Raw genomic sequence first — 15,683 nt, 5'->3', positions numbered from 1 at the left:
CTAAAAAGTCTAACTTAAAGGGGTCACTACACTTGAAAGCGTGAAAGGCAGTTTTTTTTAAATTCCTTCGAGTTGACTAATACTTAAAATCGTTCCAGAGTGAGCATCGGCTAAAAATTCGTATACAACGAGTTCATCATCTTCGTAACGTACGATACCGCCGCTATAGGCTTTTGTTTCACGGACAATGTGGTCAATAAAAGTCGCTTCATGTTCGATCCATGAGCCTTCGATTGGACCTTCTGCTAGGAAAGAGCGTTTAATCTCTTCTAATATTTGGTTTGGACTTTTAGTGGTGTGTTGCTTTACCCATAACGTACTCGCAATGCCGGCAGCTAAACCAATTCCAGTTCCAATCATAAAACCTGTTTTTAATGGTGAAAAATAACGTGTATTTGACATAGTAATTTCTCCTCACTTCCGTTTGTTCTTTCATTTTACCACAGCACGAAAAAAACCGATAAGTAAATGCCAAAAAAGCTGAAAATTGCGTTATAATGAAAAGAGTGAAAGATAGAGGAGGCGAACGTTTGATAACGATCAGACGACAAAAATGAATGAAAAAACATTTCAACGAATCAAAGAATTAACGGAACTTCAAGGGACAAGTGGTTTTGAACATGAAGTTCGTGCGTATATGCGTGATGCGATGACACCGCTAGTCGACCGCGTGGAACAAGATGGATTAGGCGGAATCTTTGGCATTCGTGAACACGAAAATGCGGATGCTCCGCGCATTATGGTAGCGGCGCACATGGATGAAGTCGGTTTTATGGTGACTCAAATTACGGATCGTGGATTATTTAAAGTAACGCCTTTAGGTGGTTGGAACCCGTATGTGGTTTCGGCGCAACGATATACACTTAAGACCGCAAAAGGGAACTATCCTTGTATTTCTTCTTCTGTTCCGCCGCATCTTTTGAGAGGCGCTGCTGGACAAAAGAATGTCGAGGTTGCGGATATTTTATTTGACGCTGGTTTTGAATCCAAAGAAGAAGCCATTGAATTTGGGCTTTGTCCAGGAGATACGGTGGTGCCACAAGTTGAAACCATTAAAACAGCCAATGGCAAGAATATTATCGGCAAAGCGTGGGATAACCGTTACGGTTGTACATTAGTCTTAGAGGCCTTAGAAGCGTTAAAAGACGAAGCATTACAACATACGTTAATCGCAGGCGCGAACGTGCAAGAAGAAGTTGGTTTACGTGGATCAGGACCTTCTGTGCGAAAATTTAAGCCAGACTTATTTTTTGCAGTGGATTGTTCGCCGGCAGATGATACGATCACCAAAAATGGCACATTTGGTCATTTAGGGGAAGGAACGTTATTGCGCATTTTTGATCCAGGCTTGATTATGTTACCCGCGATGAAAGAGTTCTTACTTGATACTGCTCAAACGCACAAGATTCCTTACCAATACTTTGTTTCAAAAGGTGGAACGGATGCTGGCGCGGCTCATACAGCCAATGAAGGCATTCCAAGTACCGTGATTGGCGTAGCGGGACGTTATATTCATACGCATCAAACAATGTTTAGTATTCAAGATTTTGAAGCAGCCAAAGAAATGCTTATTCAAATTTTGAAAGGATTAGATCAATCAACCGTCGATACCATAATCGCGGGGAAATAAAGAAGAGAGGGATTCGATGATTACGCCAAAAAGTTTAGAAGAACTGGCGACTTATGTAGAAAAAGGGAACAATATCTTTTTCTTCACGGCTGAGTGGTGCGGCGATTGCCGTTTCATTTATCCTGTCATGCCAGAATTAGAAGCGGAATTTCCAGAATATCAGTGGATTCATGTGGATCGTGATGATTATATTGATCTTTGCGCCCAATGGGGAATCTTTGGTATTCCAAGTTTTATCGTGATTAAAGATGGGGAAGAGGTTGGCCGTCTCGTCAATAAAAATCGTAAAACAAAAGAAGAAATTGCGGCCTTTATCCGTCAATTATAAAAAATGAATCAATCAGGAGCGTGAAGACAATGGAACAAACCTACAAGAAGATTTTAGTCGGTGTTGATGGGTCCGAGCATGCCACGGAAGCGTTCAAAAAGGCAGTAGAAGTTGCGCGAAGAAATCAAGGAACGGTCATTGTTGCGACCATTATTGAACCACAAATTCCCCTAATGGTTGGCACTTCTTCCTTTAGTGATGACTTTGTCGAAGCAGAAAGCGAGCGTGCGAATCTCTTACTAGAAGAGTGTGTGGCTTACGGGGAGTCGGTTCAGTTTACCGCGATTGAAAAAGTGATGGTCTTTGGTCAAGCGAAAAGTATTTTAGCGACGGAATTACCGCGGAACCATCAGATTGATCTTCTGATGGTTGGCCAATCTGGTTTAAACGCCGTCGAAAAGATGATGGTCGGTAGTGTTGCCAGTTATGTCATTTTAAAAGCGCCCTGTGATGTATTAGTAATTGCAACACCAGAAGAAAAGCAATAGACAAAAAGAGCCGAAATTTTCGGCTCTTTTGTTGGGAAGAAGGAAATCGTTATGAAGAAAAAACAATTATTATTAAGTGGACTCATTCTCGGAATGTTCTTGGTCAGTGGCTGTACAACCCAAGCGAACGAAGCAACAGTGTCCACTACCACCACACAAGAAAGCGTCGCACCCGTTGAGCAAACCGCGACGATTATCTTGCAAGAAGATGGCAAAGAAATCACAAAAGAAGTGGTATCGTTTGAACCAGGTGCGGTAGTCTTTGATGTGATGGATGAACATTTTGAAATCGTTCATCAAGATGGTTTTATTACAAGTATTGATGGGATGACGCAAGATGAAGCCGCTAATAAATATTGGCTTTATGATATCAATGGTGAGATGGCCTTAAAAGGAGCAAAAGAATTAGCATTACAGGCTGGAGATGAAATCCTCTTTAAATTAGAAGAGATGAAATAAGCTTGCATTTCTGTTACAATAAGCAAGGATAAAATTAGAGGAGGAACTCGTGTGATTTTTGCATACAACCCAAAATATGTGAGCGATACGTTAATGGTCGTGACACAAGATGATCAAAATATGGAACAACAAGTCGAACGACGTGAGAACGTGGCTCGTTTAACGACAGAGGATGGTCGTGTGATTGGTTGGAATTTCTTTGAGATCTCAAAGGAATTTACCATCAAAGGAACTGGTCAAGTCCAAATCAATGATGAACAACTAGCGCATTTAAACGACTTAATCAAAAAAGCAGGCTTTAGCGATGTTTTAGTGCCCGATCATTCACCAAAATTTGTTGTCGGACTCGTTAAAACGTGTGTCCCACATGAAGATAGCGACCATTTATCGGTGACAGAAATTGAAGTCGACAACGCAGAAGTATTACAAATTGTGTGTGGTGCAGCTAATATTCGTAAAGGGTTGAAAGTCGTGGTAGCAAAACCTGGTGCGATGATGCCTGATGGCTTATTAATTTGGCCTGGTGAGCTTCGTGGAGTCGCTAGTTTTGGAATGGTTTGTTCCGCAAAAGAACTTCAATTACCAAATGCGGCAATGCAACGTGGTATTTTAGAATTAGGACCAGATGCAGTCGTTGGAGAAGCCTTTACCCCTGGAAGATAAGAAAAACGTCTACTTTTTAGTAGACGTTTTTTCGTAATCATGATTATTGATTTGGTTCTAGTTGTTGTTGCTCTTCTTGTTGAAGAATGGATTGGTCAACGGTTAACTCCACAGTGACGGTTTGCTCACTATCGCCACGATAGAAGGTGATTTCCATTGAATCGCCTAATTTTTTCTGATAAAGAAGGGCACGTAAATCTTGACTACTTGAAATTTCTTCGCCGTCAATTTTAGTCACAACGTCGTATTGTTGCAATCCAGCTTTTTCTGCTGGGGTTGCCCCTGCAACACTCCGAATCACAACACCACTTGTCACGGATTCAGGTAAGTTTAGAATTTCTCGTTGTTGTTGGACAGAAATGCTGCTTAGGTCAATCATGGTCACACCAAGTGCAGGACGAATGACTTCCCCTTGTGCTTCTAATTGTTTGATAATTGTCACCACATCATTACTAGGGATGGCAAAGCCCATTCCTTCAACGCTGACACCGGAACCGGCAGAACTCGCAATCTTACTTGAGTTAATCCCGATGACTTGTCCAGCGATATTGACTAATGCGCCTCCAGAGTTACCTGGATTAATCGCAGCATCTGTTTGAATCGCGTTAATACTAATCAGATCGCCGGCTTCATTCGTACTTTGAACTGGACGATTCAAGGAAGAAATAATCCCTTGCGTCACAGAGTTCGCATACTCAGAACCTAATGGAGAACCAATCGCGATAGCCGGTTCACCGACTTTTAAAGAGTCAGAATCGCCGAAGGTTGCGACAGTATCAATGTTTTCGGCTGAAATTTTTAAGACAGCTAAGTCAGTGAAGACATCTGTCCCAATGAGTTCAGCTTCAACAGTAGAGCCGTCTTTTAGTAACACTTGTAATCCTTTTTGGCCTTCTACCACATGATTATTTGTGACAACGTAAGCTGAGTTGCCCTCTTTTTTATAGATGACACCACTTCCTTCAGAAGCTGGGACTAACGTTTGATCTTGACCAGTTGTACTCTCACTGCCACCAAAAAAATCGCCTAATCCGTTATCAAGTGATTGCTCACTTTGTAAATTAATGACAGAAACCACGGCACCTTGAACTTTTTCGACAGCACTCGTAATGTCACTCGTTGCATTCACTTTGACATTACTGATCTCTGCGCCACCAAGGTTACTACTGGTTGTCGTTGTATTTGAATTAGGATTCGTATCAGAAGGTGAACCAAATGTATAAAAACCACCTAACATTAACATGCCGCCTAAAAGACCGCCAGTTAAACTAATGACAAAAGATTTAAAGCTACTATTTTTTTTATACGGTGTTACGTCTTTTCTTGACATATAAATTCCTCCTTGTTGATCTCTTATGTATAGTATAATATTACTTTCGAGTATTAGTCTACTAAGAGAGTTTGAATTAAGTATGAAAAAAAGAAGCAGAAATAATTGTGATTTCATGAAAAAAATTCTTATTTTGAATGTGGAAAACGAGTGGAAAACGATGTGTAAAAAGGGAAAAAGAGTTACACACAAGCTTGTGGATAATGGGTATAAATAAAGATGAAACACATGTTCTTGTCAAAAACACGATGAAAACAAGGATTTTCTCTTCGTAATCTGTGGATAACCCTGTGCATAGTGTGCACAACTTTGTTGAGAACTTAAGAATTTCTTAAATGAGAGGATGGATAAAATGAATATAAAAATTATTAGCGTTGGAAAACTAAAAGAAAAATATTTAGTTCAAGGAATCAATGAGTACGTGAAACGGTTAGGAGCGTATGCTAAAATCGAATTGATTGAAGTGGCCGATGAAAAAGCGCCAGAAAATCTCAGTCCGGCAGAAATGATCCAAATTAAAGACAAAGAAGCCGATCGCATTCTAGCCAAAATCAAAGAACAAGAGTATGTTTTTGCCTTAGCGATTGACGGGATAAATCCAAGTAGTGAACAATTAGCACAACAAATCAACCAGTTAGGCATTCAGGGAAAGAGCCAATTGGTCTTTGTGATCGGTGGGTCCTTAGGTCTGAGTGATCGCGTCTTACAGCGCAGTCAATCCCAAATTTCGTTTGGCAAGATGACGTATCCCCATCAATTAATGCGTCTCATCTTAGTCGAACAAATTTATCGCAGCTTCCGGATTAACCGAGGTGAACCGTACCACAAATAAATGAGGTTTTTCCTGTTTACTGTGATGTGAGTTAGGTGTGAAGAAAATTATATATATAATGAACAGGGGGAGATATACAATGATACGTAGTCTAGACATTAAGAAATACGGGAGTTACCAAGAGTTTATTTGGAGAAAAGGTGATGACAAGTTTAGATTCAATAAACTTAATATTATTTATGGTCATAACTACTCAGGTAAGACAACACTTTCTAGAATTTTCCAGACTCTTGAAAAAAGAAATCAACATAATGATTATCTCGATGTTGATTATAATTTTACATTCGATGACGGAACAAAAATTGATTCTCATGAGATAGATAATTTTAGTTCGGATTATTTTGTAAGAGTTTTCAATTCGGATTTTATAAGAGAAAATCTAGGATGGTTACACAATCGTGATGGTTCTATACAACCATTTGCTATTCTTGGTTCTGATAATGTAGAAATTAGAGATGAGATTAAGACGTTAGAACTAATACTAAGAAATGATGATACCAAATTAGGATATGAAGTTGATAAAATTACGTTAGAAAAAAACAAATATAATATGACTAAAAGCTACAACGATTTTGTTAAGGCTTTTGATATTGAAAGTAGAATGACTACATTTGCAGCAAATATTCGACGTAACCAAATACTATACGGTCGAGATCCGTATAATAAGACCCATTTACAAAGAGATTTTTCAGAAGCAAAAATAGCGACGCAGCTTAACTATGTTAATCGTCAATCTAAACAAAAGCAGCTAGATGAACAAGAGTTACCTAATATTCCATATTATGCTCTTAGATATAAAGAAATTAAAATTATTATCAGCGAATCGATGAATATATTAAGTAAGACGATTTCTGTAACAGAGGATTTAAATAAATTGGTGATTGATGATCTGATTAAGAGATGGGTAATTGAAGGAATTGCATATCATGAGCATGACCACAGTGAATGTAAATTTTGCGGATCACCTTTTTCACAATCAAGATGGAACCAATTAAATGCTTGTTTTAATAATGAAAGTAAAGAAATGAGGGAACGTATAAACTTCTTGATTGATGAATTATCAAGATTGATTCAGAAAATTGGGAAGCAGTTTAATCATCAGAAAAAGGATTTTTATATTTCAAACCAATCAGACTATCTTCAAGTGTATGAAAAGTGGGATAAAAAAAGAGATGAATTTGTAGAATATATAAAAGATTTAGTAGAAGTACTTCGCATAAAGGAAACTAAAGAGACTGAAAAATTAACTTTTAATTTTGATATATCTATATTAAATGATTTATCAGATATTGAAAGGGAATTTGAAACACTGATTCAGAGTAATAATTCAAAGACTACATCTTTAAGGAAGGATAAAGAATCAATACAGAGGGAGATTCTTTTGTCTGATATAAAAGAATTTCTTAATGAATCAAACTACTTTGTAAATGTAAAAAAATTAGAGTCGATAAAGGCTGAAAGAGATTTAAGTATAAGAGAATTTAGCGAAATTGAGAAGAAAATATCCGAGACTAAAGAACAAATCGAATTGAAAAAAGCTATGCAAAAAGATGAATCGAAAGGCGCAGATCGTGTAAATAGTTACTTAGAGCTATATTTTGGAAGTGATGATATCAAGCTAGAGCCATTCGAAAGAGATGGACTGATTGAATATGAAATCAAGCGTAATGGAATACTTGCAAATAATTTGAGTGATGGGGAATGTAGTCTAATATCATTCTGCTATTTTATATCGAGAATAGACGACTTATTCTATATCCCTAAGAGAATTTTAGATGATGGAACAGAGGTTGAGTTACCTATACCATCAAATGAAAAACTTATTATTTATATTGATGATCCTATCTCAAGTCTTGATAACAACCATGTTTTCTTTATATTCAGTATTATAGAAGCCCGGATTGCTAAGCAAAGAAAACTTAAGCAACTTTTTATTTCAACGCATAACTTAGATTTTCTAAAGTATCTTAAGAGATTGTCAGTTACAGGAGAAGAATGTTCTTACCTATGTATAGAAAAACACAGAAAAGGTGTAGATACAAAAAGTACTATTGTACCGATGCCTTATCACCTTCGTGAGTATGTAACAGAATTCAATTATCTGTTCCAAGAGATGTATAATGTTTATAAACCTACAAGAGGAGATAAGCAAAAGAAGGCTGAAAATTCTTATACTAATATTTATAATTTACCAAATAATATAAGAAAGTTTCTTGAGTTATATACATTTTATCGATATCCCAATAATGACTCACTGATGAAGCGGCTAGAGATGATGTTTGATGGGCACGTTCCAATTTTAATTAACAGAATTATTAACGAGTTTTCGCACTTGACTTTTATAGAGAGAGCTTGGAAGCCTTTCGATATACCTGAACTTGACGAAGTTGTTAATCAAATATTTGATAAGATGAAAGAAATTGATAAAAAGCAGTTTGATGCATTATTAGATTCTTGCCAGTAATTAATGTTGAAAAAACCGCACTTAGATGTAATACGGAGAACCGTATCATAAGTAAATGAGGGTTTTTTGGCAAAGAAATTATTGGTTAAATAACGTAAAAAACTAACCATTATTCAATTTTGGAAATTAAAAAAGAAAGCAGATTGGGAGTTTATAAAAGAATATTGGAGAAAGAAGGGAGAAGTATAGTAAAGCAAAGGTATAGAGGTGTGGAGTACTACAAAGGTCCTGATTTGGCAAAAGGATATATGCTAGAGAAGGCTAAAGAAGTTTATAAGGAGTTGAAGATAGATCATGTGATAGAGAATATCAATGAAGCCTTAGAACTGTATAATATAATTAAGTATGTAAAGGATGATACGTTTCTATTATACATAGGTGAAGATAAAGAAGAATGGCTTAAAGAAAAAAATAATGTAGCTAATTCGTCATTAGGTGAGTATATTAATCAGCATTCAGACATATTAGTAGAGTATGAAGAAGTTGATTTCAGATACAAGGAGTCTTTTTGGGAAATAATAGGAAATAGAAAAATGAGTGACATTTCAGAAAGCAGATTAAAAGTGTTTCTTGATAAACTTGATGTATTTGCATGGCAAATATTCAAACAATATAAACTAGTAAGAAAATATGATACAGAATTAAGAGAGTATATGTTTATCTATATAGAGGAAAGTACAAATTTACTTTTGGATAAATATTTATTAAAGAATATGAACGAACAAGAGAAACCATATTTACCACAATCATTAACTATAGAAGATAAAGAATATATTATTAACGCCTATCTGAATTTAGATAATCCAAATTTGAATTACACTAGGCTTCTTAGTAATGTACAGAATACGAAAGAGTTTTCTCTTGATGTGAGAGTCAAACTAAAAGCAAAAAGAGTAAGTGAAAGACTTGAAAGTGAACTCTTTAAAAGTGGTAGTGGGCAGGGAACTGATATCGTAGTCGAGTTCAAAGAAAATGTAGAGGGTATTGTAAAGCAACATTTCACATTAAGTAAAGTAGGAACAGAAGTTGATAAAGAATGGCTAGAGTCAAATCTTGATAATCCAACGTTATTAAACAACTTTATATACATATTTGAGTTCGTAAATAATAATATGGTCTCTAACTTTCCATACAATGCAATATATGCAAGTGTTTTTGAAAGATTTGGTTTTACTCATAAAAAAGAATATAAGATTAATGCAGCCTTCTCGTTGAGAGAATCTTTATCTTTAGCACAAATGCATGTTTATTACACATTTTTAAGAGGTAAAAATAAAGATTTAGAAACAATAATTGAATGGTTCTTCAATGTCTATCTAAAAGAGGAATTTTATATTGTGGACTTTAACGTTAAGCTACCACCTATAGATAATCCGAGTTTTGAAAAGTGTAAATCAATATTTCCAACTATTGAAAGCATAATTAAAAAATATAAATTTTATCTAGAGGATGGTTACATTGAGGAAGAGCTTGTGCAAATGGAAAGCAAGCCGTCACCTTTTTCTGAATGCCCAAGCATGACGAATGACAGATACGTGTATATAGCGCCAGATAATAACGAAGCCAGAGTTTTGAGGAATATTATGTTTTCTGATCAAAGTGATATTACTTATTTTCCGAATTATGGACATAGTCAATATAATACACTCATTGAAAGGTTGTATGCTGATAAACTTTACTTACATGACATAGAGGATTATCAAAAACCGTCTTTAAATTGGCTTGTTGAACATGATTATGTGACAGTAAAAGACGATAATGAAATAGTTCTGGTCAACAGGAATAGAACACTTATATACTATTATATCCATATAAACGGTGTAGTTGTAACTAGTAAGCTATCTGATAGTCTAAAGCAAGAAGTTGATAAGCTACTGGATGAAGGAGCATTAGTTGCTGAAAATACATTATTAACAAGGCAAGAATCTGAATATATAGATTACTATCTGAATAAAAGTAAATTTATTAATGGTTATGACTTAAGGAACAAGTATTTACATGGTACAGCTTCTGGTCATGATAATGAAAATGAGCATTATGTAAACTATTTGCAGGCTCTTAAATTATTAATAACAATTATGATAAAGATAAATGATGATCTTTGCACAGCAGAGCTAGAAGGAAGTTAATATGAGAGCAGGTAAAAATGCTCTACGCTCTGGTGGCAGTAATAAAGAAATGTAAGTTTTTTTCTTTAAAAAAGGAAGATGAGCCACTTATGATATGGGCAAAAGAGGTAAATGAGAAAGATTCGTAAGTATACTTATAAAAAAATCGAATATATGGGATAGAGGTATAATTGCTATCCTCATTTACGTATAGCACGGTGAACCGTATCATAAATAGGTGAGGTTTAAAAGGTAATAGTTGCATAAGTCTAAGATATGAAAAATGAGAGATAATGATAAGTATGTATATTAAAAATAACATGGATTTTCAAAATATAGATGCTTTATAATTAGTAGTGAACGATATATAGAAGACGTCTACATTTTTCTGTAGAAATAAATGAATAGAATTTTGTCATACATCCATTGCATATTATTTTAAGCTAATATGTAGAGTTACATTAAAAAAAGTACCGCTAAATATAAATGAAGCATGAAGAGCTTTATAAAACATACTAGAAAGAGGCTAGGAAAATGGCATTATCAACTGAACAACAGACTAGAATGTGGAGTATGTTGAACCAAACAAGAGGACAAATTGGGTTAACCGCCTATAAAGATTATATTTTTGGTATTTTATTTTATAAATACCTATCTGAAAAAGCAACAAAATGGTTAGACCAAACGTTGCGTGGTGAAACATGGGAAGATGTTTTTAATCAAGATAGTCAACGAGCGATGGATTATATGAAGAAGAATCTAGGTTACGCCATTCAACCAGGGGAATTTTTTAGTGATTGGAAGATTGCAATCGACCAAGATCGTTTTAATATAGGTATGATGAGTGATACTTTCGGACATTTTAACCAACAAATTGCGTTTGCAGCTAAGAGCGACTTTGAAGGTATCTTTGATGGAATGCGATTTGATAGTGCCGATTTAGGTTCAAATGCTCAAGCGCGTTCCAGTGTGATGATTTCTATGATCGAATTACTTTCAACACCGGAATTCGATGTATCTGATGGAAATGATAATGTCTCTGATATTTATGAATACTTAGTTGCTCAATTTGCGACAGTTTTAGCTTCTGATATGGGGCAGTATTATACGCCTAGAGAAATATCTGATATAATGGCACGGATTTTAACTGATGGACATGAAGAAAAAGAGAATTTTTCAATTTATGATCCTACTGTTGGTTCAGCTTCATTACTACTCACAACGGCAAGTTATATGAAAAAATCCAATAAGCGTGGAACGATTAAATATTTTGGACAAGAACGCGATGCCACTCCTTATCGACTAGCTCGAATGAACTTAATGATGCATGGTGTCGAGTATAATGATATTAATATTAAACATGGGGATACACTTGAAAGTGATTGGCCAGATGGTGTCGTTGATGGAAAAGATAGCCCAAGAATGTTTAATGCAGTCATGGCTAACCCTCCATATTCAGCTCATTGGGATAATAAAGAACGAGAAGATGACCCTCGTTGGAGAGAATATGGTGTAGCACCTAAAACAAAAGCAGACTATGCGTTCTTGCTTCACTGCCTATATCACTTAGATGATAAGGGACGTATGGCAATTATTCTTCCTCATGGAGTTTTATTCCGTGGAGCAGCAGAAGGTCGTATCAGGAAGTCGTTAATTGACAAACATCAAATTGAGGCTGTCATTGGTTTTCCAGATAAATTATTTTTAAATACCTCAATACCTGTTTGTGTTGTCATTCTTAAAAAGAATCGTTCAAATTCAGATATTTTATTTGTAGATGCCAGTAGAGAATTCCAAAAAATTAAAAGTCAAAATAAATTACGTTCAGAAGATGTGGACAAAATTGTGGATACTGTTATTCATCGTAAAGAAATTAATAAGTATTCAAAAATTGCGACTCTCGATGAGATAAAAGAAAATGATTATAATTTAAATATTCCTCGCTACGTAGATACGTTTGAGGAAGAAGAGCCTATAGATATTGAAGTAGTAGCTGATGATTTATTACAAATTGAATCTGAATTAACACGTCACCATAGGGAGTTAATGGTAATGTTACAAGACCTCGTCGCTTCAAATCCTGAAGACCAACAAAAATTAGACAATGCAGTTGTTAAATTGGGTAAAATTTGGAATAGTGGAGTTGAAGAGCAATAATGGGAAATAAAAAAGCTCCAGTTATCCGTTTCAAAGGGTATACAGAAGATTGGGAACAGCGTAAGTTTTCAGACTTGATTCAAACTATGCGTGGAGGTGCTTCCATTGCTCCCGATGATTACAAAGACAAAGGAATAGCTACTGTTCCAAAAGGTGCTATCAATTCGACTGGTATTGCTGATTTATCCGGGAGTAAATATGTTTCAAAAGAATTTTTTGAAAAAAATAAGAATTCAAGCGTTTACTCGGATGAATTGGTGACATCCCTCAGAGATTTGGTTCCGAGTGCCCCCAATATGGGAAGAATTGTCAAGTTAAAGGGAAAAGATCACCGGTACCTAATGCCTCAAGGTGTATACAATCTAGTTCTACAGGATGAAGTTGATGAAAATTTCCTTATCTCTTTTACAAATACAAGTAAATTTCGGAAAATTATATCCCAAGAGAAAAATGGTTCCACTCAAGTTCATATTAGAAATTCAGAATATTTGGGTATTTCTATAATTATTCCTGATTCAGAAGAACAAAATAAAATTGGTAGCTTCTTTAAACAGTTAGACGCTACTATCGCTCTTCATCAAGATGCTATTCAGCATCAGCAAGGCTTGAAGAAAGCCATGCTTCAAAAGCTTTTTCCTGTAAATGGGGCCCGCATTCCTACTGTCCGATTTGCAACTTTTAAAGAAGAGTGGGAACAGCGTAAGTTAGGAGATTTATCTGAAATTGTTCGTGGAGCCTCTCCTAGACCAATTCAAGATAAGAAATGGTTTGATTCTAATTCAAATGTAGGGTGGCTTAGAATCTCTGATGTAACTGAACAAAACGGAAGAATTACGTATTTAGAACAAAAAATTTCTAAGGCCGGACAGGAAAAAACAAGGGTTTTATTTGAACCTCATTTATTGTTGAGTATTGCTGCTACTGTAGGAAAACCAGTTGTAAACTATGTAAATACTGGAGTACATGATGGTTTTTTAATATTTTTGAATCCTATATTTGACCGGGAATTTATGTTTCAGTGGTTAGAGATGTTTAGACTAAAATGGCACAAGTATGGGCAACCAGGGAGCCAGGTGAACTTAAATTCTGAATTGGTTAGGAATCAAGAGATTATGATTCCACCTATAAAAGAACAAGTTATGATTGGGGGATTCTTCAAACAACTAGACGAGACCATCACCCTTCATCAAGATGCTATTCAGCATCAGCAAGGCTTGAAGAAAGCCATGCTTCAAAAGCTTTTTCCTGTAAATGGGGCCCGCATTCCTACTGTCCGATTTGCAACTTTTAAAGAAGAGTGGGAACAGCGTAAGTTANCGCATTCCTACTGTCCGATTTGCAACTTTTAAGGAAGAATGGGAACAGCGTAAGTTATCTAAAGTTTTTAATATATTAGATGGTGATAGAGGCAAAAATTATCCCGGAGAAAAAGATTTCCTTGAAAAGGGTAATACACTATTTCTTGATACAGGGAATGTAAAGAAAAATGGGTTTGAATTTAAAACCACAAAATATATTTCTAAAGAAAAAGACGATAGTTTAAGAAGTGGTAAATTAGAATTATATGATTTTGTTTTAACAAGTAGAGGAACATTGGGAAATGTTGCGTATTACAATGAGTCTGTCCATAATAAATATTCATCAATCAGAATTAATTCCGCAATGTTAATACTTAGACCATTAAAAAGAAATGAAGTTTCTGATAGTTATATGGAGGCAGTATTACGTGGGAACATTTTAGATATGTTTATGAAAAAAAATCACGTAGGTTCAGCTCAACCACATATTACTAAACGTGATTTTTCAAGTCTTAAGGTTAATATTCCCAATACTTTTGAAGAACAACAAAAAATTGGCGCCTTCTTCCAGTCTCTCGACGATACTATCGCTCTTCATCAGCAAGCTCTAGATACGCTAAAACTACTTAAAAAAAGTCTTTTACAAAAAATGTTTGTTTAAAAACTTTTTATTTTCAACAAACCTCTTAATAATAGAAATTAGTGATTCGTCACTAATATTCTATTTGGAGGTTTTTTGTTATGGCAAAAAAAAAGAAAGCAACACAATTTTTTCATGAGTATTTTTCGGAATGGATTGGGCTCTATAAAGAAGGAGCTGTTCGAACAATTACGCTAGATAAGTATTATATGAGTTCGCAATGGTTAAAGAAATTAGCCCCACAACTTAAATTATATGAACTTGATCGAAGAAGTTACCAGCAACTATTAAATGATTATGCACTAAGTCATGAAAAACAAACAACAATGGATTTTCATCATCAATTGAAAGGTTCGATTTTAGATGCCGTTGATGAAGGATTGATCCCGACAAATCCTACTAGAAAAATCATTATCAAAGGAAAAAAACCGGCTGAGAAAAAACCGAAATTTATTAATCAATTTGAAGTTCAGCGTTTATTGAAGGAACTAAATCTCACTACGGAAATTTCATGGGATTGGTTCATCTTATTAATAACTAAGACTGGGATAAGATTTTCTGAAGCATTGGCACTGACTCCGAATGATTTTGATTTTTCGAGTCAAAAATTATCAATTAATAAATCTTGGAACTATCGAAATTCTCAAGGATTCTTTCAGCCAACAAAAAATGAATCTTCCAATCGAAAAATCCAAATTGACTGGCAAACAGCTATGCAGTTCTCTCAATTGATTAAAAATATGGAGCCTGATAAACCCATTTTTGTTAATGAACGTGTATTTAATTCAACGATTAATTATCACTTGAAGAAATTGTGTATAAAAGCAGATATTCCGATTATCAGTATTCACAGTTTGCGTCATACGCACGCATCATTACTCTTGTTTGCTGGTGTATCAATCGCCAGTGTAGCTCAAAGATTAGGTCATTCAAGTATTTCAACAACACAAGAAACATATATTCATATCATTCAGGAATTAGAGCATCAAGATACAGAAAAAATCATGAGACATTTAGCAAGTTTAATTTAAAATATTAGAAATGTTCCTTCTCATAAAATGCAATAAAGCTCAGAAATTAGATTGAAAACTAATTTCTGAGCTTTATTTGTACTATTTAAAGGATAGTCTAATGTATCTAAAACTAATTGATAAACATTTTTTGTAAGAAACTTTGTTTAAGTAGTTGGAGCTTATGGATAGCATCTTGATGAAGGGCGATAGTGTCGTCAAGTTGTTTGAAGAACCCCCCAATTATAACTTGTTCTTTTATAGGTGGAATCATAA

The 15,683-nt window shown here is 35.1% G+C and carries 13 protein-coding genes and 2 pseudogenes; 13 read left to right on the top strand and 2 right to left on the bottom strand.

Annotated features, from left to right (window positions below):
- Window positions 1-57: 57 nt before the first annotated feature.
- Window positions 58-402 (bottom strand): hypothetical protein, encoded by a 345-nt coding sequence (locus RU93_RS11585; protein ID WP_071875790.1) that lies wholly within the window; start codon window positions 400-402, stop codon window positions 58-60.
- 151 nt (window positions 403-553) lie between these two features.
- Here RU93_RS11585 and pepA point away from each other — a divergent pair, with 151 nt between their 5' ends.
- The 5 genes from pepA to ytpR are packed head-to-tail and all read left to right on the top strand — an operon-like array spanning window position 554 to window position 3,568.
- Complete coding sequence (gene pepA, locus RU93_RS11580) at window positions 554-1,630, top strand: glutamyl aminopeptidase (protein WP_071875789.1); 1,077 nt, start codon at window positions 554-556, stop codon at window positions 1,628-1,630.
- Window positions 1,631-1,646: 16 nt separating this feature from the next.
- The gene (locus RU93_RS11575; RefSeq protein WP_071875788.1) at window positions 1,647-1,958 is read left to right on the top strand and encodes a thioredoxin family protein; all 312 of its coding nucleotides are present in this window, start codon (window positions 1,647-1,649) and stop codon (window positions 1,956-1,958) included.
- Window positions 1,959-1,987: 29 nt separating this feature from the next.
- On the top strand, window positions 1,988-2,446 hold the full coding sequence (locus RU93_RS11570) for a universal stress protein (protein WP_071875787.1): 459 nt from the start codon (window positions 1,988-1,990) through the stop codon (window positions 2,444-2,446).
- Between the two features lie 51 nt (window positions 2,447-2,497).
- A complete protein-coding gene (locus RU93_RS11565; protein WP_071875786.1) occupies window positions 2,498-2,905 on the top strand; it encodes a DUF4430 domain-containing protein in 408 nt (135 codons plus the stop codon).
- Between the two features lie 51 nt (window positions 2,906-2,956).
- The gene (gene ytpR / locus RU93_RS11560; protein ID WP_071875785.1) at window positions 2,957-3,568 is read left to right on the top strand and encodes a YtpR family tRNA-binding protein; all 612 of its coding nucleotides are present in this window, start codon (window positions 2,957-2,959) and stop codon (window positions 3,566-3,568) included.
- A gap of 43 nt (window positions 3,569-3,611) precedes the next feature.
- On the opposite strand, the gene RU93_RS11555 is transcribed toward ytpR, so the two are convergent.
- The gene (locus tag RU93_RS11555; RefSeq protein ID WP_071875784.1) at window positions 3,612-4,898 is read right to left on the bottom strand and encodes a S1C family serine protease; all 1,287 of its coding nucleotides are present in this window, start codon (window positions 4,896-4,898) and stop codon (window positions 3,612-3,614) included.
- A 352-nt stretch (window positions 4,899-5,250) separates the two neighbouring features.
- Here RU93_RS11555 and rlmH point away from each other — a divergent pair, with 352 nt between their 5' ends.
- From rlmH to RU93_RS11515, 8 genes and pseudogenes are all read left to right on the top strand, one after another.
- Window positions 5,251-5,730 (top strand): 23S rRNA (pseudouridine(1915)-N(3))-methyltransferase RlmH, encoded by a 480-nt coding sequence (gene rlmH / locus RU93_RS11550; RefSeq protein WP_071875783.1) that lies wholly within the window; start codon window positions 5,251-5,253, stop codon window positions 5,728-5,730.
- A 79-nt stretch (window positions 5,731-5,809) separates the two neighbouring features.
- Window positions 5,810-8,194 carry an AAA family ATPase gene (locus tag RU93_RS11545; RefSeq protein WP_071875782.1) on the top strand — a complete coding sequence of 795 codons (2,385 nt, stop codon included), beginning with the start codon at window positions 5,810-5,812 and terminating at the stop codon, window positions 8,192-8,194.
- Window positions 8,195-8,313: 119 nt separating this feature from the next.
- On the top strand, window positions 8,314-10,323 hold the full coding sequence (locus RU93_RS11540) for a hypothetical protein (RefSeq protein ID WP_169818124.1): 2,010 nt from the start codon (window positions 8,314-8,316) through the stop codon (window positions 10,321-10,323).
- 513 nt (window positions 10,324-10,836) lie between these two features.
- Window positions 10,837-12,459, top strand: coding sequence for a type I restriction-modification system subunit M (locus RU93_RS11535; protein WP_071875780.1), 1,623 nt, complete (start codon window positions 10,837-10,839; stop codon window positions 12,457-12,459).
- A pseudogene (locus tag RU93_RS12330) lies at window positions 12,459-13,037 on the top strand (restriction endonuclease subunit S); the annotation flags it as partial. The gene RU93_RS11535 and the pseudogene RU93_RS12330, both read left to right, overlap by 1 nt.
- Before the next feature lie 39 nt (window positions 13,038-13,076).
- Window positions 13,077-13,775: pseudogene (locus tag RU93_RS12325) on the top strand (restriction endonuclease subunit S); the annotation flags it as partial.
- 1 nt (window position 13,776) lies between these two features.
- The coding region (locus RU93_RS11520) for a restriction endonuclease subunit S (protein WP_211272600.1) at window positions 13,777-14,418 on the top strand (642 nt) is incomplete at its 5' end.
- A gap of 80 nt (window positions 14,419-14,498) precedes the next feature.
- Window positions 14,499-15,428: a site-specific integrase gene (locus RU93_RS11515; RefSeq protein WP_071875779.1), complete on the top strand. Its 930-nt coding sequence runs from the start codon at window positions 14,499-14,501 to the stop codon at window positions 15,426-15,428.
- Window positions 15,429-15,683: the final 255 nt, after the last annotated feature.

The sequence above is a fragment of the Enterococcus aquimarinus genome (genome assembly GCF_001885765.1).
Classification (GTDB): domain Bacteria; phylum Bacillota; class Bacilli; order Lactobacillales; family Enterococcaceae; genus Enterococcus_I; species Enterococcus_I aquimarinus.
This window is presented reverse-complemented; position numbering and strand designations above follow the sequence as displayed.